General features: G+C 70.4%; 18 protein-coding genes. 6 read left to right on the top strand and 12 right to left on the bottom strand.

The window, feature by feature from the left end:
* Positions 1-35 precede the first annotated feature (35 nt).
* Positions 36-632, bottom strand: a complete 597-nt coding sequence (locus tag ACFV9H_RS01435) for a TIGR03086 family metal-binding protein (protein WP_385391668.1) — start codon at positions 630-632, stop codon at positions 36-38.
* Positions 633-684: 52 nt separating this feature from the next.
* On the opposite strand from ACFV9H_RS01435, the gene ACFV9H_RS01440 reads away from it, so the two are divergent.
* Both ACFV9H_RS01440 and ACFV9H_RS01445 read left to right on the top strand, forming a co-directional pair.
* Positions 685-1167 carry a MarR family winged helix-turn-helix transcriptional regulator gene (locus ACFV9H_RS01440; RefSeq protein WP_385391670.1) on the top strand — a complete coding sequence of 161 codons (483 nt, stop codon included), beginning with the start codon at positions 685-687 and terminating at the stop codon, positions 1165-1167.
* Between the two features lie 210 nt (positions 1168-1377).
* The gene (locus tag ACFV9H_RS01445) at positions 1378-2040 is read left to right on the top strand and encodes a DUF998 domain-containing protein (protein ID WP_385391672.1); all 663 of its coding nucleotides are present in this window, start codon (positions 1378-1380) and stop codon (positions 2038-2040) included.
* A gap of 44 nt (positions 2041-2084) precedes the next feature.
* On the opposite strand, the gene ACFV9H_RS01450 is transcribed toward ACFV9H_RS01445, so the two are convergent.
* Positions 2085-3788, bottom strand: coding sequence for an MFS transporter (locus ACFV9H_RS01450; RefSeq protein ID WP_385391674.1), 1704 nt, complete (start codon positions 3786-3788; stop codon positions 2085-2087).
* A gap of 95 nt (positions 3789-3883) precedes the next feature.
* On the opposite strand from ACFV9H_RS01450, the gene ACFV9H_RS01455 reads away from it, so the two are divergent.
* On the top strand, positions 3884-4306 hold the full coding sequence (locus tag ACFV9H_RS01455; RefSeq protein ID WP_385391676.1) for a YjbQ family protein: 423 nt from the start codon (positions 3884-3886) through the stop codon (positions 4304-4306).
* Positions 4307-4383: 77 nt separating this feature from the next.
* On the opposite strand, the gene ACFV9H_RS01460 is transcribed toward ACFV9H_RS01455, so the two are convergent.
* From ACFV9H_RS01460 to ACFV9H_RS01480, 5 genes are all read right to left on the bottom strand, one after another.
* On the bottom strand, positions 4384-6516 hold the full coding sequence (locus tag ACFV9H_RS01460) for a SpoIIE family protein phosphatase (RefSeq protein WP_385391679.1): 2133 nt from the start codon (positions 6514-6516) through the stop codon (positions 4384-4386).
* Positions 6517-6622: 106 nt separating this feature from the next.
* On the bottom strand, positions 6623-7606 hold the full coding sequence (locus ACFV9H_RS01465) for an aldo/keto reductase (RefSeq protein ID WP_385391682.1): 984 nt from the start codon (positions 7604-7606) through the stop codon (positions 6623-6625).
* 207 nt (positions 7607-7813) lie between these two features.
* Positions 7814-8323 (bottom strand): hypothetical protein, encoded by a 510-nt coding sequence (locus ACFV9H_RS01470; protein ID WP_385391684.1) that lies wholly within the window; start codon positions 8321-8323, stop codon positions 7814-7816.
* A 191-nt stretch (positions 8324-8514) separates the two neighbouring features.
* Positions 8515-9966 carry an MFS transporter gene (locus ACFV9H_RS01475; RefSeq protein WP_385391686.1) on the bottom strand — a complete coding sequence of 484 codons (1452 nt, stop codon included), beginning with the start codon at positions 9964-9966 and terminating at the stop codon, positions 8515-8517.
* A gap of 119 nt (positions 9967-10085) precedes the next feature.
* Entirely contained in the window at positions 10086-10961 is an 876-nt protein-coding gene (locus tag ACFV9H_RS01480; RefSeq protein ID WP_385391688.1) for a hypothetical protein, read from the bottom strand.
* Between the two features lie 230 nt (positions 10962-11191).
* Between ACFV9H_RS01480 and ACFV9H_RS01485 the strand changes: the two genes are divergently transcribed.
* Positions 11192-12862 (top strand): protein kinase, encoded by a 1671-nt coding sequence (locus tag ACFV9H_RS01485; RefSeq protein WP_385391690.1) that lies wholly within the window; start codon positions 11192-11194, stop codon positions 12860-12862.
* Between the two features lie 111 nt (positions 12863-12973).
* Here ACFV9H_RS01485 and ACFV9H_RS01490 read toward each other — a convergent pair whose 3' ends face one another.
* The 3 genes from ACFV9H_RS01490 to ACFV9H_RS01500 form a co-directional block, all read right to left on the bottom strand.
* Positions 12974-13246, bottom strand: a complete 273-nt coding sequence (locus tag ACFV9H_RS01490) for a hypothetical protein (RefSeq protein WP_385391692.1) — start codon at positions 13244-13246, stop codon at positions 12974-12976.
* Positions 13247-13333: 87 nt separating this feature from the next.
* Positions 13334-14287, bottom strand: a complete 954-nt coding sequence (locus ACFV9H_RS01495) for an immunity 49 family protein (protein WP_385391694.1) — start codon at positions 14285-14287, stop codon at positions 13334-13336.
* A gap of 327 nt (positions 14288-14614) precedes the next feature.
* Positions 14615-15970 carry an SMI1/KNR4 family protein gene (locus ACFV9H_RS01500; RefSeq protein WP_385391697.1) on the bottom strand — a complete coding sequence of 452 codons (1356 nt, stop codon included), beginning with the start codon at positions 15968-15970 and terminating at the stop codon, positions 14615-14617.
* A 124-nt stretch (positions 15971-16094) separates the two neighbouring features.
* Here ACFV9H_RS01500 and ACFV9H_RS01505 point away from each other — a divergent pair, with 124 nt between their 5' ends.
* On the top strand, positions 16095-16724 hold the full coding sequence (locus tag ACFV9H_RS01505; RefSeq protein ID WP_385391699.1) for a class I SAM-dependent methyltransferase: 630 nt from the start codon (positions 16095-16097) through the stop codon (positions 16722-16724).
* Positions 16725-16760: 36 nt separating this feature from the next.
* On the opposite strand, the gene ACFV9H_RS01510 is transcribed toward ACFV9H_RS01505, so the two are convergent.
* Both ACFV9H_RS01510 and ACFV9H_RS01515 read right to left on the bottom strand, forming a co-directional pair.
* A complete protein-coding gene (locus ACFV9H_RS01510; RefSeq protein ID WP_385391702.1) occupies positions 16761-17789 on the bottom strand; it encodes a phosphotransferase in 1029 nt (342 codons plus the stop codon).
* Between the two features lie 4 nt (positions 17790-17793).
* The gene (locus ACFV9H_RS01515; RefSeq protein ID WP_385391705.1) at positions 17794-18759 is read right to left on the bottom strand and encodes an AraC family transcriptional regulator; all 966 of its coding nucleotides are present in this window, start codon (positions 18757-18759) and stop codon (positions 17794-17796) included.
* A gap of 89 nt (positions 18760-18848) precedes the next feature.
* On the opposite strand from ACFV9H_RS01515, the gene ACFV9H_RS01520 reads away from it, so the two are divergent.
* Positions 18849-19784, top strand: a complete 936-nt coding sequence (locus ACFV9H_RS01520) for an NADP-dependent oxidoreductase (RefSeq protein ID WP_385391708.1) — start codon at positions 18849-18851, stop codon at positions 19782-19784.
* Positions 19785-19825: the final 41 nt, after the last annotated feature.

Genomic DNA, 19825 nt, shown 5'->3' on the forward strand with positions numbered 1-19825 from the left:
ATCGGCTCCAGCGGGGCCGGGCCGTGGACAGGCCCTTATGAGAGGGAGCGGCCCAAGTGCGTGAGGATCCGGCTCAGGGCGTCGGAGCCGTTGGGCTCGGCGAGGCTCGGAGCGAAGGCGGCGCCCGACTGCGTGCGTTGGGCGCCGTCGGGGACGGCCAGCGCGATGGGGAGGGCGGCATCGAGGATGTCGGGGTCCAGGGCGAAGGGCAGGTCGAGGGCGCGGGCGACGTCCCAGGCGTGGACCACGTAGTCGAGGAAGTGGAATGCGATGGCCCGGATCGCCGGGAAGACCGCGCCTGCTCCGAATTCGGGGAGGGCGAACTCCTGCTCTTCTGAGCCGACTTCGGCAAATGCGGCCAGGACCGCTTCCGCGGAGGCGAGGTATCGCCCCACGGCATCCGGCCCCGGCACCTCGGCCTTCCAGTGCGTCAGGCTGCCGCCGTCGGCCCTCGCCGCCGCCGCGAATCCCCGGTGCTGGGCCGTCATGTGCGCGAGCAACTCGCCCAGGTTCCAGGCCGAGCAGGGGGTGGGACGGGTGAGGTCCTCCACGTTCACCCGGCGGACCACGGCGATGCTCTCGCGTACCGCACGGTCATTGAAAGCCTTGATGGTCACCAAGTTCGTATGCATGCGCTTACGATAAGCAGGAGCGCATCATAGGTCAACGAGTATCTTCTTCTCCATGACTGGGAACACTGGGAACACTGGGAACACTGGGAACAGCGCACCCGAAGGGCGCCCCGACCTGGCGGCGATGATCGTCCCTCTGGGGCGCGCGCTGGTCGCCGCCGAGTTGCCGGTGCTCCGCGAACACGGGCTGGCCATGTGGGCGTACTCGGTGCTGCTCGGGCTCGCCGACGAACCGGTGCGGACGCAAGCCGCGTTGGCGCGGGACATCGGTGCCGACAAGACGCGGATCATCGGCGTCCTCGACGACCTGGAAGAACGCGGGCTGATCCGGCGGCAGCCCGATCCGGCGGACCGGCGGGCGCGCGTGCTCTCCCTCACCCCCGCCGGGCGCCGGGTGCGCGACGCGGTCCAGTCGGCGATCCGACAGCGCGAGGAACGGCTGCTGGCTCGTCTGCCGGAGGAAGATCGACGCGGCTTCCTGAACGCCCTGCGGGCACTCGCCGCACTCCCTCCCTCCGAGATCAGCGGGGACTGAGAGCCGATCAGTACGCGGCGGGACTCGCCGGGACGAGGTGATCCGCGGACGGCTCCGAGAAGACATAGTGTGGAGCCGTCCATCGGACGGCTCCACGACCATCCCGTAGGCCGAGCCGGCGGTCGCTCCGCCACCTCGCCCCCACCGTTTCGACCTCCGCGCGACCCCCGATCCCGGCGCCGAACTCCCCAGCGGATCGGACACCATCACATGCGCCAACTCACCTTCACCGCTTCGAGGAGACTGGTGATCGGGGCCTTGCTCTGGGCTTCTTTGATCCAGATCTTCGTGGTCAACAACCTCATCGTCCTTCCTCGGGCTTCGAGTCAGAACCTGGTGCAGCACATCATCTCCGCGCTCGGAGTGACGCGGTGCGGTCGCATCGGGGGGTTCCGCTTCTGCTCTCCCTGGCACGAGGCCGCCGACATCGCCTGGATCGTCGGGGGGCTGTGCCTCTCGTTGGGCGCGCTGCTCAACTCCTCGCTCTTTCCACCGGACCGCCTCAGGAACCTGACGTTCGGCGTACTGGCCGTCAGTGGACTGGGGCTCGTGTCCACCGGCTGCAACCCCTACAACCTCCGCCCCGCGATGCACCTCCTTTCCGCCGGAACCTGCTTCTTCGCCGGGGCCGTGGGCGTGCTGCTGCTGGGCAGCGCGCTCGTGCAGGCGCAGCGGCCGTACTGGGGCGCCACCGGCATCGCGTGCGGTGCGACGTCCGTCGTGTTCGCGGTGCTCACGGCACTCAGACCGGCCCCCGGGGTCCAGGGCGTGCTCGAGCGCGCCTCGGCGTGGCCCAGCGTCGTGTGGATCATCTGCACGGGCGCCGTCATCGGACTGTCCGTACGGCGAAGGTCCCGGAACTCCGGCCCGTGAACCGGTGGGCCCGGGCGTCCGTCCGGCGCCGGTTCGGCGCGTCCTCAGTGGCGAGTTCGCTCCTGCCTGGCCCCCTCCGCCGCCGCCGTGTCCTCCGCCGCCGCCGTGTCCTCGGCCGTCACCCGCGTCCCCGGGTGCAGCAAGGTGCACAGGTGCGCCACACCGAGTGCGATGGCCATGCCGTAGAAGACCCACTGGTTGGCCTCCGCGAAGTCCATGCGGACGTCCTGGAGGGCGCCGCGCATCGCTTCGCCGGCCGGACCGCCGCCGATGGGCCGACGGTCGTCCGGCTGCCCGGTGATCGCTTCTGCGATGCCGCGGGCGGCGCCGCCGGCTTCCCCCTCGGGTAGCCCCCGCGCGGTGAGTGTGTGCAGGATCCGGTCGGCCGTGACATGGGTGAGGACCGAGCCGAGGACCGCCATGCCCACGGCGCCCGCGTAGTTGCGTACGGTCTGGATGATGCCGGTCACCTCCCCGTACGAGGCGCCGATCGCCCTGTTCACGGCGTCGGTGGAGGCCGGAGAGAGCAGCAGGCCGATGCCCGCCCCGGCCAGGCAGGCGTAGGGCCACTGGTCGTGGGCGGACAGGTCCGTCAGTTTCGCCGCCCACAGGGCGAATCCCGCGCAGCCGATCGCCGTACCCAGCCTCATCGCGGGCCGGGCGCCGCGCTTGTCGAGGATCCGTCCGCCCCACTGGGCCGCGAGGCCGAAACCGACGAAGAAGTACAGCAGGTAGAGCGCGGCCTGGTGGGGGGACGCGCTCAGCGAGATCTGCGCGTAGACCGAGGCGAAGAACATCACGGGGACGAACGCCAGCATCGTGAAGAAGAGGACCAGGCTGTCGGCCGTGAACGCCCGGTCCCGGAACACGCGCAGCTTGATCAGCGGTTCGTCGGTGCGTAGTTCGTAGGCGCAGAAGAGGACGAGGACGACGAGCCCGCCGATGACGCACGCCCAGGTGGTCGGGTTGGTCCAGCCCCAGACGGATGCCCGCTGGATGCCGAAGACGTTCAGCCCCATGCCGGTGGCGACGAGCACGGCACCCGGCACGTCAACCCGTTCGCGCCGCCGGATGTCAGGGACGCGCGCCAGCGCGGTCAGGACGAGTGCGACGACGGCGACAGGGAGGTTGATCCAGAAGACGGCACGCCAGGTCCAGGCGGTGAGCCAACCGCCGACCAGCGGTCCGAGGGCGGTGAGACACCCGGCGAGGACATAGAACAGGGCCAGCGCCCGGCCCCGTTTGTCGACCGGGAAGACGGAAACGACCACGGCGAGGGCGGAGGGGAACACCAGGGCCGCGCCCAGCCCCTGGGTGGCGCGGAAGATGAGCAGCCAGCTCTCGGCGAAGTCTCCGGACGGGACCGATCCGCACAGCACGGAGGAGACGACGAAGACGAGCGTGCCCGCCACCACCACCCGTCGGTGCCCGAAGATGTCGGACAGGCGCCCGCCGAGTGCGAAGAACGCGGCGAGCGCGAGCAGGTAGACGTTGACCACCCGCTGCATTCCGGAGGACGAGAGGCCGAGTTCCTCGACGATGCTGGGAGCGGCGACGCTGACGACCGTCTGGTCCACGAAGACCATCGCGACGGCGAAGATCATGGCTGCGAAGGCGAGCCTCTGGTGGGAGACCCTCCCCCTCCGGCCGGTCTCCCCCGGCGCGGTCGCGGCCGGCGGGCCGTGTCCACCCACAGCATCACGGGAGGCGCCCCCAGCGGCGGCTCCGCTGTCCTTCACGGTTTCCATGGTCCCTCGCGGGGAGGCGCGGCGCACGCCGGCCAGAGGTCGGTGGCCGCCGCGCGCCTGACGGCCGGTCGCGGGCGCCGCGCGAGGATGGAGGGATGACCGACACCTTCACCACCCGGACCATCGACGTCGCCACCGGCTCCGTGGAGACCGTGCACGATCTGACCGCTGCCTGCGCCCGCTTCCTCCGCGACGTCGCCCGAGGGCGCGACGGGCTCCTCAACGTGTTCACCCCGCACGCGACGGCCGGGCTCGCCGTCATCGAGACGGGCGCGGGCAGTGACGACGACCTGCTGGACGCCCTGCGTACGCTGCTGCCCGCCGACGACCGCTGGCGCCACCGGCACGGCTCCCCCGGCCACGGCCGCGACCACGTGCTTCCGGCGCTCGTGCCGCCGCACGCCACGCTGCCGGTGGTCGGAGGCGAACTCGCTTTGGGTACCTGGCAGTCGGTCGTCCTGGTGGACACCAACGGGGACAACCCGCGGCGCACCGTACGGCTGTCATTCCTCGGCTGATGTGGGCAGCCGGCGCGGCCGGGCCGAGCAGGCGCGGGCCTGGCCGAGCAGGCGAGCGGACAGCCTCTTCGGCAGCCTCAAGGCCGACCGCGCTCGGGAGACTGAGGAGGGCGACGCACGTCCTGCCCTTCATCCCCACGGTCGAGGGATGCGGCCCGGTGGACACGGGCCAGGACGAGCACGGTGTCGTCGGCCGGTGGATGCGGCAGCAGTTTCGCGAGAACGCGGTCCGCCATCGACTCCAACGGACCAGAGGTTTCCATGAGTTCCATGCGCAATGCCTCCAGGCCGGCATCGATGTCCCGGCCCCGGGCCTCGACGAGGCCGTCCGTGTACAGGGCGAGGACCGCGTTGTCGGGGAGCGCGAGCTCAGCCGTCTCGAACGGGAAGTCGCCGACGCCGAGCGGGACTCCCTGCACGGCCTCGACCGTTTCGACCGTGCCGTCCGGCCGCAGGACCAGGGGCGGGGGGTGGCCGGCGCCGGCGATGGCCGCGATCCCCGTCGCCGGGTCGTACACGATGTACAGGCACGTCGCCAGTTCGATGCCGGCCTCGCGGGCGCACTCGTCGAGCTCGGTGAGCAGGTCGCCCGGCTGCAGGTCCTGCCGGGCAAGGGCCTTGGTGGTGATACGGAGTCGGCCCATGGCCGCGGCGGCCGGCACACCGTGCCCCATGACGTCGCCCACCACGAGAGCCACCCGGTCACCGGGCAGGTTGATCACGTCGTACCAGTCGCCCCCGACCTCGGTGATACGACCGCCCGGCAGGTACCGGTGAGCCACCTCGACGAACCGGCTCCTCGCCAATGCGCTCGGCAGCAGCGCCCGTTGGAGCGTGAGCGAGATGTCCTGGACCCGGCTGTACAGACGGGCGTTGTCCAGGCAGATCGCGGCGCGCGAGGAGAGCTCACCGGCAAGACTGAGGTCGTCTCGGGTGAACACCGGCCGCTCCGCGGACCGGCCGAACATGGCGATTCCCTGGACGGTCCCCCTGGCCACGAGCGGGGCGACGAGGATGCAGCCCAACCCGCTGCCGGCGAGGAGCCTGGCGCGCGCCTCGATGACGACCGTCCGGGCCACGAGCTCATCGTCCACCACGGCGGAGATGGGACGGCCGGTGCGCAGCATGTCGTGGATGACGGAGCCGGGTGGGTAGCGTACGGTCTCCACCCCGCTCACGAGTTCCGTGGCCGGAGGCGGCAGGATCGTTCCGGAGGCAATCCGGCGGGTGAACAGCGGCCGCGCCGGATCAAACTCCTCCGCCTCGTTCATCCATTCCACGACTTCGACCACCGCCCCGTCGCAGAAGTCGGGCATCACCGCGTCGACCAGTTCCTGCGCCGTCACGTTCACGTCCAGGGTGGTGCCGATACGAGCGGCGGCACGATCCAGCAGCGCCAGACGTTGGCGGCCGGCCGTGGCCTCCAGGATGGCCTGTTCCCGGTCCGTCACATCCACCATCAGGCCGCCCACCCCGGGGCTCGAGCCGACCGCCTGGCTCAGGGGGAAGAAGCTCACCGACCGCACTTGATCACGGTCGGGGTGCCCGCGGGGCCGCATGCCCACCAGCGCTCCCACGACCGGCGCTCCCCCCGCCGCAACGCCGCGGAGCATGCGCTGGTACTCGCCGTCGTCGGCCGTGATCACGACTTCGTCCATGTGCCGGCCGAGGTGGTCTTCGATGGCGAGGCCGTCCATGTCGGCGAGAGCCTGGTTGAGGTGGATGAACCGGAGGTCGGGGTCGAGCATGACCAGCCCGATGGGACAGGTCTCGAAGAGGGCGTCGAGGAAGGCGAGGTTGGTCTTGACCCGGTCGAGCTCGTCGCTGGAGCTCGCCAGACCCATCACCACCGGCCGCTTTCCGGGGCCGGTCAGGACGAAGACTCGAAAGCCGCAGGCGAAGGCCCTGCCGTCGCGATGCCTTGCCGTCAGTCGGCCCCTCCAGTACCCCTGGGTCCTGCCACGCTCCACCAACAGGGCGCACGAGTCCGAGCTGCCCTCGACCGCGTCGGCGAAGAGGAGGGCGCCGGGCTTCGACAGGACTGCCGAGGAGTCGTACCCGAAGAGCTGCTGCGCGCCGGGCCCCCAGAAGCAGACCAGATTCTCGTCGTCCAGGCCGAAGACGGCCACCGGAACGTGTTCGAGCAGTGCTCCCGGCTCGGACCGGAGGGGGGCCTGAGCCTTCTCGTCCCCCGGCCGGACCGATGGCACGAGTCGTCCCCTTCCACCTGCACATCTATCCACCCATTATGGGACACCGAGCCGATTCCGACCGGCGGAAGCAGGGCCGGCGGCACCATGCCCGGCCGCTCCGCGGTCAGCCGTTCAGCGACTTCATGAGCTCGGGGGCGTAGCGGTCCCCCGCGACCACGCCGTGCGGGGCGACGGCGTCGATGGAGGCGAGGTCGGCGTCGGTGAGGGTGACCGCGGTCGCGGCGACGTTCTCCTCCAGGTAGCGGCGGCGCTTGGTCCCCGGGATCGGTACGGCACCCATGCGCAAGGTCCAGGCCAGCGCGAGCTGGGACGGCGTGACGCCCTTCTCCTCGGCGAGGTGGCGGACCCGCTCGACGACGGCCAGGTTGCGGGCGAAGTTCTCCCCCTGGAAGCGGGGGTCCGTACGCCGGAAGTCGTCGGCGGCGAAGTCGTCCGGGCTGGTCACGGCGCCGGAGAGGAATCCGCGGCCGAGCGGCGAGTAGGCCACGAGGCCGATCCCGAGCTCGCGGAGCGTGTCCAGGACGCCGTCGTGCTCGATGCCGCGCTCGAAGAGGCTGTACTCGGTCTGTACGGCGGCCAGCGGGTGGACCGCGTGGGCGCGGGCGATGGTGGCCGCGGAGGCCTCGCTGATGCCGATGTGGCCGACCTTGCCGGCGGCGACCAGCTCGGCCATGGCGCCGACGCTCTCCTCGATCGGCACGTTCGGGTCGACTCGGTGGAGGTAGTACAGGTCGATGTGATCGGTGCCGAGGTGGCGCAGGGAGCGGTCCGCGGCGCGGTGGATGTACTCCGGGGTGCCGTTGTGACCCCGGAAGTCGCCCTCGTCGGTGAACTCGACACCGGTCTTCGTGGCGACGACGGCGGCGTCGCGGCGGCCGGCGAGGGCCTTGCCGAGGAGCTGTTCGTTGATGAAGGGGCCGTAGCCCTCGGCGGTGTCGAGCAGGGTCACCCCCAGTTCGAGGGCGCGGTCGATGGTGGCGAGGGACTCGGTCTCGTCGGTGGCTCCGTAGTGGGCGCTCATGCCCATCAGGCCGAGGCCTTCGGCGCCGACCTTCAGTCCCTGCGTGCCGAGTGCGCGGATCTCCATGGTGCTCCCCTGGGGGCGGGTGGTAACTAACTGGATAGTTTGAGTCTGGAGCACCGGACACCAGGGTGTCAATAACCAGATAGTTACTTCGGGACGGTGGCCGCGGCGCCCGAAGGAACGGCCCGCCCGGCTCTGGGGCAGGCAGCGGCGGCCGACGACATGTCGGCCGCATGCCTCACGGCGCGGCGCCGGGCCGCAGTGACCTGATCAGCAGCCTCCGCAGTTGTAGTAGGTCACGTCCCAGTGGCTGCCCTCGTCGGCGTAGACGTTGCCGGCACCGGACTTCCACTGGGGCGCGCCGTCGCCGCGCAGCCCGATGTAGGTGAACGTGTTCTTGATGTACGTGCCGAGACAGGTGTACTTGCTGAAGTCGAGCTTGTAGCCGTTCCAGTGCGAGTACGTACCGCCGGCGTGGCCGACCTCGGTGCCCCCGGTGATGTTCAGTGCGCAGCCGCTGGCGCTCTTGAGGGTCTGTGCGCCTTTGGCGGTGGCGAGGTTGAGCTGCTCGAAGGACGTACAGGTGGAGTTGTAGCGGTCGGAACAGCCACCGGACGAGGACCAGGTGATGCCGGAGCTGCGGAACATCGAAGTCGCCGTCGCATGGCTGATCTTGGTGGCCGCGTGGGCTTCCGTGGCGCCGCCGAGGATGCCGACGCCGGGGGTGAAGAGCACACCCAATACGAGGACCAGTGCGGCGATGACCGAGCGGATCTTCATCGGGGATCTTCCTCCTGCTGGTGACCGTGACGGTGGGATGGCAGGGCAGGTGGAGCCGAGAGCGCTGGTCGAGCAGGAAGATGGTGCCCCAGCTCCCCGCGCGCCCACCAGTGGGCCTCCGCCGACCGCGGCGAGGGCGCTGGGCTGGACTGGACTGGGTTGGGTTGGGTTGGGTTGGTTGGACCCAGGGGTCAGCGCGCGGTGGCCGGTCGGCCCTTCGGCAGCGTCATGGCCGCGAGGAGCAGTGCGATGCCCAGGACACAGCACGCCAGCACGAAGGCGCCGGGGGTGGCCGCGGCACTGACGATGCCGGACGCGTCCGCCGCGTCGTCGTTGATGCCCAGGACGACGGCTCCCGCGCTCGCCAGACCGATCGCCCCGCCCAGTTGACGGAACGTCTGCCGGACGACGGACGCGTCGCTCCGCTTGTCCGCGGGGACCGCACGCATCATCTCGGCACTCAGGGCGGGTACCGGCAGGCCCATCCCCATCCCGGCGAGGATCATGCCGGGCACCTGCCAGAGGTACTCTCGCGACGGCAGCGCGACCGTCCAGGCCACCGCACCCAACGTGGCGACCGCCAGGCCGATCAGTGCGGGCACCCGGATCGACCGGAAGTGGTCCAGCAGGTACCCGGACAGGAAGGTACCCGTCGCCAAGCCTGCGACCAGGGGAATCAGGGAAGTGCCGGTGGCCGGGAGCGACAGGTGCATGACCTGTCGCAGAAACAGCGTGCCGTGCACGATCACGATCAGCTGCGCGGCCTGCACCATGAAGGTGATCGCCACCTCCACGGCGTACGGACGGATGCGCAACAGCCGCAGGTCGACGAGGGGCCGCGACGATCGCAGGACGAGCCGCACGGCCAGGGCCAGCGCCAGTGCGCCCGTCACGAGGGCGGTGAGCGTCCTGAGGTCGGTGACGCCCCAGACGCCGCACTGGTAGAGCCCGAGGACGAGCACGCCCAGCGAGAAGATCACGGCGAGGGGCTGACCTGCGGTGAGCGTGCCGCCTTCGGCCTCCTTGCGCACGCGTGCTTCGGCGATCACCCACAGCGTCAACGCGCCGACAGGCACGTTGACGAGGAAGACCGACCGCCATCCGAGGAACTCGATGAGGAAGGCCCCCACTACGGGGCCCAGGACGAAGAAGACCTGGGCCAGGCCCGCGTAGACCGCGAGCGCCCGGCCGCGTTCGTGCTCCTCGTACACGTCCGCGATCAACGTGGTGGCCACCGGCAGCATCAGCGCGCCGCCCATGCCCTGCACGGCCCTCGCCGTGAGCATGTACGGCTCGGCGACATCTCCGCCCGGCGCGAGGCCGCAGAGCCCGGAAGCGACCACGAACACCGCGGTCCCGAACTGGAAGGTGCGCAGCAGACCGAACCGACGTGCGGCCATGGCTCCGACCGGCGTGAACGCGGACATCGCCAGGCTGTAGACGAGCACCACGGCGTGCATGACGAACGTGGACAGGTCCAGGCTCCGCGCCACCGGGTCGAGGGCGACCGCGACGACCGTCTGGTCCAGCATGACCATGCCCCCGGCGCAGCCCATGGCGGCGACGACGAAGTGCTTGCGGGGCGAGGAGGAGCCTTCGGAGAGCGGAATGCCTTCGGGGGAAGGCCGGCGTGGACGCGACACCCATTCCCAACGAGCGGAGGGCCCGGTCGACATGGCCTGCGGGTGGGGCAACATGGGGCCCTGCGCCCGGGACCACGGGCGCGCCACCGGCCCGCCGGACCGCCCTGTACCGCAGCTGCTCAGGACCCGTCGGTGGCCTTCCGCAGCTCGTACGTCTTTCCGGAGCCCGGCTGACCGACGTGCTGGTAGATCCAAGGCTTCCGGTCGGTGCCGCCGACGCTCCATGCCGGCCAGGAACACCCTGAGACGCTGATGCGGACTTCCTGGGTCCAGACGTCCCCCCCGGGCTCGTATGACCAGGTGCCGGAGCCCGAACACCGCCGCGACGGGCCGCTGGGGTGGTCGTCGGGAGCGTGCTCGCCGACGCCGGAGGCCGTGACCCGGCCGTCGGACGTGAAGACCAGGGTTCCGCTGGTGTGGTCGACCCAGGTGCCGGTCATGGTGGTCGGACCGATCGCCGGCGGCTCGTACGCGGGCAGCAGGCCGGCGGTGAGCCCGAGTGCGCCGAGCAGGCCCGTCCCCACCACCACCGCCGTGCCCCACAGGGCCACTTGCCGGATGAGTCCCGGGTGTCGGGGCCGGGCAACCAGGCCGCCCACCGAGAGCGCGGCCGTGGCCGCCGCCCAGAAGACGAGCACGGGCCGCGCCTCCACGCGGTTGTACGCCGCGAAGGTCGCGATCGGCGGCGCCACCAGGGCCGCCACCGTCAGCGGCACCCACCACCACGCTTCGCGGCCGCCGATCCGGCGCCCGAGCAGGTCGGCCAGTGCCACAGCCGGCAGCACGAAGACCAGGGACAGCAGGAACGCGATCACGCCGACGATCACACCGAAGGAGAGCAGGCCCGCCAACAGGGCGGCGTGGTCGACCGGGGTGTCCGGCGGCGGCTGCGTCCGGACGTACAGGAGGACCACCACGACGGCGAGCGCGACCTCCAGGCAGCCCACCAGCACCGAGACCAGCAGCATCCGGCCGTACGACCGTTTCTGATCCACGGCCAACCCCCCTCGCGGCACGGCGAAATGAACGCGGCGTCCGGCAACCAGGCGCCGGCGGCGCGGATCCATTCTGCCAGCCGGGCTGAACGCGTTCAATTCATTCTTTGCGCGTACCTTCACGGCATCCGCCCTGGCGATGCATCAGTTCGCTTTTGTTTGATCGCAGTTGCTGAAAACATGGCTTCGTTCCGGACGTGACGTGCGCAGTGCCAACGGGGGACGATGGGATGAAACCGCTGTCAGCCGGCGATCCGTTGGAGGTCGGACCGTACCGCCTGCTCGCACGTCTGGGCAGCGGTGGCATGGGGCAGGTGTTCCTCGGGCGCTCGCGCGGCGGGCGGACGGTGGCCGTGAAACTGGTCCGGTCGGAACTCGCCGAGGACCCGCAGTTCAAGCGGCGGTTCGCCCAGGAGGTAGAGGCCGCGCGGCGCGTCGGCGGCTTCTACACCGCGCAGGTGGTGGACGCCGACCCCGAGGCCGACCCGCCGTGGATGGTCACCTCGTACATCCCCGGCCCGTCGCTGCGCGAGGCGGTGGCCCGGTACGGTCCGATGCCGGCCGGCACGGTAACCGTGCTCGGCGCCGGCCTCGCCGAGGGACTGGCCGCCATCCACGCCTGCGCACTGGTGCACCGGGACCTCAAGCCCGGCAACGTGATCCTCGCCGAGGACGGCCCCCGCGTCATCGACTTCGGCATCGCCCGCGCCCTCGACGCCACCTCAAGCCTCACCAACACGACCGTGATCGGCACCCCGGCGTTCATGTCCCCCGAGCAGATCCGAAGCCGCCCGATCACCCCGGCGAGCGACGTGTTCAGCCTCGCCGCAGTACTCGCGTACGCCGCCACCGGCCGAGGTCCGTTCGGTGACGGTCCCACCGAGGCCATCGTCTACCGCGTGGTCCACGACGAACCCGACCTCACCGGCCTCCCCGCGGAGCTCGCCCCGCTGATCGAGGCCTGCTTCTCCAAGGACCCGGGCCGCCGCCCCGGCGTCGCCGAGGTCCTGGAGCACTGCGCCGGGCAGGCCCGCCCCACCACGGACTGGCTGCCGCCGGACGTCACCGCGATGATCGCCGAGCAGGCCTTGAAGACCGGCGAGTTGTCCACTGCCGTGGTCCCCCACCCGCCGACCTTGGTGGACGACCAGGCACCCACCGAGGACCGGATCACCCACTCACCCCACCCCGGGACCTTCCCCGCGAAGGTCAAGGCCACCGTCGCGGGGTACTCGCCCGTGGTCCTGCCCTGGATTCCCGGCGAGACGGGCGGAGTGAAGAAGACGACCGTCGTCCGCTGGCTCAAGCAGGTCGGCGACACGGTCGCCAAGAACGATCCGCTGCTCGAAGTCGCCTCGCCCCGCGGGAACATCGTGATCACCGCGCCGAAGAAGGGCACTCTGTACACCATCCACCGACCCGCCGGGAAGCCTGCCCGCACCGGCGCGGTGATCGCCGGCATCGGCACGCCCACGGCCACCATTCCCCGGGCTCCTTGGCCCCGCCCGCTGCGCCTCGCGCTGGACGCCTTCGGGGTCCTCCTCGCACTCGCCTTCATCGCGGGCCTCGTCAGCGTGGCCAGTCCCCTGTACGAAGGGGACATCGCCGAAGCCCGGGCCGGTGACTGCGCCCATCGGTGGTACCCCGTGCACGACGGAAAGGTCGACCCCCGGGAGAAGTGGCACACCATGCCGTGCGCCCTCATGAAGGTCCGCAAGGCCTTCGCCGAAGACGAGAGGCGCTTCTACCCCGACGCCTTCTTCGAGGTGCTGGCCCGTCTCGACGGAACGTCGTCGTTACCCAAGGGCTGCGCGGACACCGGCACGGGCTGGTCCGAGACCAACACCAGGTACAGCGTGGAGACGTTCGACGACATGAAGCTCTGCCTGCGGAAGCTCTGACGGCCCAGGCAGCACGGACAAGACTCGGTGCTCAGATGTCGACGTTGTCGATGTCCCCCTGCGCCACGCCGGAAATCGTCCGAGGGTGTCTCCACTCCGAACGGGTCGTGGTTACGGCACCTGGTAGCGGTAGGCGCGCCCACAGACGTTGATGCGCAGGGCGCGGCCCCGCCGGGTCACGGCCAGGCGCCGTCGCTTGAACACCGCTTCCCACTCGTTGACGGTCAACTTCATCATGGCCATCCGCAAGTGGTCGCGGAAGCCGACCCCGGCAAAGGTGACCGAGGGGAACCACTCGCCCCGCGCAGCGGCGAGCAGGACGTTGTTGTTCCTGTCGATCCGCTTCACCGGGAATTTGATCTCGCCCGGCCCGAATCCGGGCACTTCGCCGGACCATGCGTGCGTGACCGAGCGTTCGATGTAGGGGCCCGGCTATCTCCGGCTGGGACTTGGGGCAGGAAGGGCCTCGGCTTACCTTGCGGCCCGGTTGCCCAGGTCGTTTCCCCCGGCGGCGGCCGCTAGGGCCAGTGCCTCTGGAGAGCCGAGCAAGGCCGGCGGCAGGTATCCTGAGCGGACACCGAGGTCCCAGCCGTGCACCTGGACCGCCAGTGCGGCCACGGCAAGAGTGGCGAGCGGCAGCAGGGTCCTGGGGGCGGGGTCATCTCCCACGGCGTCGCGGTGTTCAAGGAGCCGGGCCACCAGGGCCTGTTCGAAGGCGGGCTGGTCGTCGTCAAGGAGGACGCGAAGGAGGCGCTGGTCCGGTGCCGAAGCGCCGGCCTCGTCCAGCTTTCGGGCCGCCGCGGCACGCTCACCGGCATCCGGCTTGCACAGCGTCACGGTGGGCCAGTCGCGCGGCAGGTGCCCGGCCGACAGGGCCAGGTAGCCGCACAGTGCGTCCATCTCGGCGAGGTGCGCCGGGTCGGAGACGGACTCGTGGTCCGAGTAGGGCACCCCGTCACGGATCGCAGGGGCGTAGTCCTCGCGCAGCAGGCCGCCGATCACCCGCCGCCATTCCCACACCAGGCCGCTGACGAGGCATATGGCGAACGTGTCCACCCACGTTGCGGCCGTGGGGGCCTCCTCGACGATGTCCGCGAACGCCTTGTCGTCACTGCTGAGCATCTCGCCGATGAGCGGGAAGCGGATCTCTTGGTCGCCGTTGGGGAAGCAGCCGATGCTCAGCAGCCCCAGAGAGCACTCCGCGGCCGTGTGCAGGACGTCGCGCAGCGGCCCGTCGAGGGTGAGGTCGTTCGCGGAGCGGGCGGCGGCGTGGTCGAGGAGCTCGTCCCGCATCTCCCCCAGCCGATTCATGGACATGCCGCCGTACTGCATCCAGTGCCATTGCCCGAAAGCCCGTCCTCTGATGTCCTCGAGTGCGTGGGCCATGCTCTGACCGCTGACTTCGTGGGGCGTCACTTCCTGCACCGCCGCCGTCCCTTCGTGATCGTTTTCGCCGGACTCGGCACGCTACCAGCGCGGTCCGACACCGCCGGTTCCCTTCCCGACCCCGACCAACGCCTGGCGGGGACACACCCAAGTCCGAATCGGCTGGCCGCTGATGAGACTGAGGCTCGTATCCGGGCCGCTCGCGATGTGTTACGCCTCACCGGGCGCCATCGTCGCTGTGCGAGCTCTTCCCGGTCGTGACGGACCAGGTGGCATACGGCCACTCGAGCCCCCTGAGTCAGATGGCCGGCGCTCGTCACCCGCGAACCCACGCAGGCACCCCGCCCGGCTGCTCAGCGCCGCCGGCTAGACCGCGGGGCCGAGGTCTCCCTCGATGAGCGTTTGTGTGATGTGGGGGCGGTCCCAGAGGGCCAGGATCTCGTTGGCGATGGCCACGACGGGCAGGTGGTCCTGGTCCCGTACCTTGATGGCTGCGGCCTTCAGGGTGCGCGGTACGGCTCCGGCGTCCAGGAGGACGCGCCATTCCTGCGCGCCGAGTTCCAGGAATTCCAGGCCGGTGAGCCCGGCGACCTCCAAGGGGTCGGCCAGGGTGCCGGGCAAGGCGGTGAGGGTGCGCAGGCGGGGCAGTCCGGCGACAGGCGCGAGGCTGAACGGTGCGCCGTGCCGGGCGTCGATGGACAGGACTTCCAGGGCGGGATGGGCGGCGGCCTGGATGGTTTCAAGGTGTCCGCTGCCGACCCTGGCCACGGCGGGAAGCTTGTCTCTGCGGCGGTCGGGGCGTTCCTCCCGCATCCGGCCCAGGACGAAATCGGTGAGGGAATCGGCCACGAGCTGGGCACCGAGGCTCTGCTCGTGATCGACCAGGATGATCTGCCCGAAGTGTCCTGCCGGGCCGGGAGTCAGATCGACCGCGAACTCGTCGCCGCCGTTGCTCCCGAAGCCGATCCAGCCCGGTGAGCCGGCCAGGCTCTGCACCGCGGCATCGGGTGCGGTGCTGATCGCATGCGTCGCGCCGAGGTCCCAGCCGGGGTGACGCACTGCCGCATCGACGCTGTACAGGTGTTCCAGGCCGGAGAGCTCGCAGCCAACGGCCTCGCCGGCGCGGTCCGCCTCCTCGAAGTCGTCGCCCCAGTCCACCCGTGTCACCCGGTAGAGCACCTTGAGCTCATCGGACAGGGTGACACCCAGGCGCGCTTCGGCGGCGGCGATTTCCTCCTCCGTCGCGCCGATGGCGCCGGGCAACCGCTCGCGCAGCGTCCGCTCCAGCAACTCCAGATCCGCCGATGGCGCCGGCACCGCCCCGGGCACCGGATCGGGACGACGGAGCCAGGGCTCGGCGAGGGAGCCGTCGACCAGGATCAACACCCCCAGGTCCGGGTAGCCGACAGCCGGTTCCACGACGGGGCTCGGCCAGACCAGGCCGAGCGTGGTCCTTCCGTCCGGTCGGGCCTCCGCCCTGAATGCGATCTCCTGGACTTTGCCGCGCGCGAGCGCCCTCTGTATGTCCTCCACCGCGCTCCGCGCCGTCGACGACATGGACCCCAGGTGGGCCAAGCTCCAGCCGTATTGGCTGATGCGTCCTGCGACACGGGCCGACCGGGCAGCACGCCGGTCCCTGTCGTCGGCCAACATGAGCCGCAGCACGGGCTCCCAGGTCGCGAAATCGCACACCGATGACAAAGGGGGTCTCTGATCAACCATGCGCAGACCGTACGCGGAGCCTATGACAACGGAGGCGGCCGGGCCGCCGCTTGCCGCCCTGGCAGGTCAGGGAGCTCCCCATCCCCCACCGCCGGACCAGCGGTCCGATGTTAGTTTCTTTCCCGTGGTGGAGCACCAGGACACAACCAGGGCGGCCTACGACGGGGTCGTCGAGCTGTACGCATCGATGTTCTCCAATCGGTTGGAGACGCATCCGTTCTCGCGGAACATGATCGGCACCTTCGCCGAGCTGGTGCGTGAGACGGGGAACCTGCGGGCAGCCGACGTCGGATGCGGGCCGGGACATCTGACGTCCATGCTGCACGAGTTGGGGCTGGAGGCTTTCGGGCTCGACCTTTCCCCGGGCATGGTCGACCATGCCCGGCGGGCCCATCCGGCGCTGCGGTTCGACGAGGCGCGGATGGAGGCCCTGCCGGTCGAGGACGGCACGCTCGGCGGCGTGCTGGCCCACTACTCGATGATCCACACCCCGCCCGGGGAACTGCCCGCGCTGCTCGACGAGCAGGTGCGTGTCCTGGCACCGGGGGGCCTGCTCCTGGTCTCGTTCTTCGCGACCGACGGACCTGAGCCGGTCCGCTTCGACCACAAGGTGGCACCCGCCTATAGCTGGCCGGTGGACCGGTTCGCCGATGTGCTGGCCGGGGCGGGGCTCGTCACGTTCGCCCGGCTGCTCCACGATCCGGCCTCCGAGCGGGGCTTCCTCGACGCCCACTTGCTGGCCCGCCTCGGCTGAGTCCACGTCACCCGTCCTCGGGGTGCCGGGCGACCCCTATGGGCGCTTTGCCGGGACGGGCTGAACCCTGGGCCAGAGCGCGAGCATCCGTTGGCGCATCGCGGTGCTGAGCCTGCTCACGCCGCTGAGAGAGGTGTGGTCGGCCGTCATCTGGCCAACGACTCCCAACCGGTGGACGAGCCGTTGGCGGGCGGACGCGGTGCCCCACTTCCAGTCCCCGTGCGGAATCCTGGCGAGGTGGTCGGTGCTTTCGCGATGTGCCCGCTGAACCAACGCGTCGCCGCGGAGCAGCCAGCCGGCGCACGCGTCGGTGAGCCCTTCTCCGGCATCGGAGCCGGTCGCGGTGCGCCACTCCTGGCGGTATGCGCTCTCCGCCCGTTGCAGCAGCGGCTCCGATGCCGAAGTGACACACCAGCAGGTCGGAAATCCGATGCGCAGGTAAGCGAGTTCCATCAAGCCGCTGCCCAGTGACGCTTGCTCAAAGTCGATGAATCTGATCCCCGTGGCAGTGTGGAGATCATTGCCGGGGCAGGGATCCCCGTGGAGCAGGGCATGCCCAGATGCCTGGTCGAGCCGGTTCACGAGGTCATCGAGTTCGCCGGCCGCACGAGAGGTGACGGGGACCTCCAGGGCCCCGGCCAGCCCCAGGAAGGACTCGACATCGGCCTGGTTCGGTCCCTGCCAACGGGGAAGCACCCCGAGGTCCTCCGGGCGCGCGGTGGCGTGCAGCCGTGCCAACGCGGCCGCATAGCCGACGATCCAGTCGCCGGCCGGGCGTCGGTGGTCCAGGTGCTCCAGTACCAAGACCCGCTCGCCGGGGTCGGTCGCCAGCAACGCGGGTACCACGGGGATTTCAGCTCGGGCGGCGAGCCGCAGGGCGGCCACCTCACGGCCGAATCTCCCGTCGGCGTCAGGACCGTCGACGATCTGCTTCACCACCGCCGTTGTCTCCGACAACTCGACGCGCCAGACGCGCGAGCGGGGGCTGCTGCCCAGTCTGCGCGAGCGCCTGGGCGATCCCAGCTCGGACCGTAACCCGTCCCCGAACGGCAGTCGTAACCACATGCGCTCATCCTTCCACGCGTGCCCCGAGAGCGTCACGGCTCTTCCGCCGGTACGTGCCGGGTGGTGTCCCGTACGTGCGTTTGAACGCATTGGCGAAGGCGAACTCGGATGTGTAGCCCACTTGGTGGGCGATCGATCTCAACGGTGCCTCCGATGTCCGCAGCAGGCGCGCTGCCGTGGTCATCCGCCACCACGTCAGGTAGCCGAGGGGCGGTTGGCCGATCAGCATGGCGAAGCGTCTGGCGAACCGTGCCCGGGACAGCCCGGCTTCCGCAGCGAGTTTCGCCCCCGTCCACGGTGCTGCCGGGTCTCGGTGAATGGCATGGAGGGCGGCGGTGACGGGCGGGTCGTTCAGTGCGGCTGCCCATCCCGTGGTGTCCCCTCGGGCGGGCTGTTCTTTGAACCAGATGCGCAGGATGTAGAGCAGGAGTGTGTCCAGGAGCGCCGGGACGGCCGCGTCCGTGCCCAGGCGCGGTGTCTCCAATTCGGCGGCCAGGAGTGCCACGGCTGAGCGCAATTCGGGATGGTCGCCCGACCGTGCCGGCAAGTGGATCAGATCCGGGAGGGTCAGCAGCAGCGGGTGCGTGCGGGACGGGTCGAGCCGGTAGGCCCCGCAGAGCACTACGGTGACCGGACCGCCGCCTCCGCTCCGGTCGACGCTGTCCGAGGCGTAGGCATCGTACGGCTCACGGTCGTCGGGGGCGCAGGCAGGGGCCGTCACCAGGGTTTCGGGACTGTCGGCCAGGGTGTGCCCGCTGCCGTGGGGAAGGAACACCACGTCGCCCGCGTCCAGTTGGATGGGCTCCGCGTTCGGAGGCAGGAGCCGGCAGGAGCCCTGCAGGATCACCTGGAAGCCCGCCGACCCGGGGACGGAGGCGAACTCCTGTCCCCACGGGGCATGCCACCGCACATGCGCCGACCGGGGCAGGCCGGTCCGCGTCACCGCGACTACGTCGCTGAGTACATCCATGTGCCGAGGGTACGGGTGCGAGACGCACGCGCATGAACTGGGCACTCCGGCGCATGGATCGTCTCCATGTGCGGTCGTAGATTCGCGGCATGACGATGATGAAGACCGCGCGCATCCACGAGTACGGCGACACCTCCGTGATCCGCTACGAGGGCGTTCCGCGTCCACGACCCGCCTTCGGTGAAGTACTCGTCCGTGTCGCGGCGACCTCGTTCAATCCCACCGAGGCCGCTCTGCGCGCCGGAATGCTGCGGGCGTTCTTCCCCGTGAACCTGCCCTACACGCTCGGCTGGGACGTCGCAGGAACCGTGACCGAGATCGGCTCGGGGACGGAGGGCTTCGCCATCGGCGACCGGGTCATCGGGCGGCTCGACAGCGGGGGTGCGGCTGCCGAGTACGTCCGCGCGCCCGCCGCCGTGCTGGTCGCGGCGCCGGCGTCCATCCCTCTCGTGAACGCCGCGGCCCTTCCCGTGGCCGGCCTGACGGCCTGGCAGGCGGTCTTCGAACACGGGAAGGTAGCCGCCGGTCAGCGGGTACTGGTCAACGGCGCGGGCGGCGGCGTCGGAGGCTTCGCCACGCAGCTTGCCAAGCACGCGGGGGCGGAGGTGATCGCCACGGCCGGCCCTCGGAGCACCGAGGCGGTCCTGCGGCAGGGGGCCGACCAAGTGATCGACTACACCGCCGGGCCGGTGAGCGCCGCGCTCGACGGGCGGCCGGTGGACACTCTGCTCAATCTGGTCCCGCTCAGCCCGCCGGACGCCGCGGCTCTGGCAGCTGTGGTGCGGCCGGGCGGGAGGATCGTGTCGATCGCAACCCCGATCGAGCCGTCTGTCGACGCCGGGGTGAGCGCGATGCACATGGTCGCCCACAACGATGTCGCCCATCTTGCAGCGCTCGTGGAACTCGTCGACGCCGCCACGCTCAGCGTCGACATCAGCGAGTCACGTCCCCTGGCCGACCTCGCGGATGTCCACCGCCTCAGCCAAGCCGGCCGGACACGCGGCAAGGTCGTCATCATCCCTTGAGCCGGCCAGATACGCCGCGCAGGGTGGCTCCTTGGCGTCAT

The sequence above is a fragment of the Streptomyces sp. NPDC059874 genome (assembly GCF_042731135.1).
Lineage (GTDB): Bacteria > Actinomycetota > Actinomycetes > Streptomycetales > Streptomycetaceae > Streptomyces.

Coding starts and splice junctions, on each gene's coding strand:
- ACFV9H_RS01435 (WP_385391668.1), bottom strand. CDS start 632: ATGCATACGAACTTGGTGACCATCAAGGCTTTCAATGACCGTGCGGTA.
- ACFV9H_RS01440 (WP_385391670.1), top strand. CDS start 685: ATGACTGGGAACACTGGGAACACTGGGAACACTGGGAACAGCGCACCC.
- ACFV9H_RS01445 (WP_385391672.1), top strand. CDS start 1,378: ATGCGCCAACTCACCTTCACCGCTTCGAGGAGACTGGTGATCGGGGCC.
- ACFV9H_RS01450 (WP_385391674.1), bottom strand. CDS start 3,788: ATGGAAACCGTGAAGGACAGCGGAGCCGCCGCTGGGGGCGCCTCCCGT.
- ACFV9H_RS01455 (WP_385391676.1), top strand. CDS start 3,884: ATGACCGACACCTTCACCACCCGGACCATCGACGTCGCCACCGGCTCC.
- ACFV9H_RS01465 (WP_385391682.1), bottom strand. CDS start 7,606: ATGGAGATCCGCGCACTCGGCACGCAGGGACTGAAGGTCGGCGCCGAA.
- ACFV9H_RS01470 (WP_385391684.1), bottom strand. CDS start 8,323: ATGAAGATCCGCTCGGTCATCGCCGCACTGGTCCTCGTATTGGGTGTG.
- ACFV9H_RS01485 (WP_385391690.1), top strand. CDS start 11,192: ATGAAACCGCTGTCAGCCGGCGATCCGTTGGAGGTCGGACCGTACCGC.
- ACFV9H_RS01500 (WP_385391697.1), bottom strand. CDS start 15,970: ATGGTTGATCAGAGACCCCCTTTGTCATCGGTGTGCGATTTCGCGACC.
- ACFV9H_RS01510 (WP_385391702.1), bottom strand. CDS start 17,789: ATGTGGTTACGACTGCCGTTCGGGGACGGGTTACGGTCCGAGCTGGGA.
- ACFV9H_RS01515 (WP_385391705.1), bottom strand. CDS start 18,759: ATGGATGTACTCAGCGACGTAGTCGCGGTGACGCGGACCGGCCTGCCC.
- ACFV9H_RS01520 (WP_385391708.1), top strand. CDS start 18,849: ATGACGATGATGAAGACCGCGCGCATCCACGAGTACGGCGACACCTCC.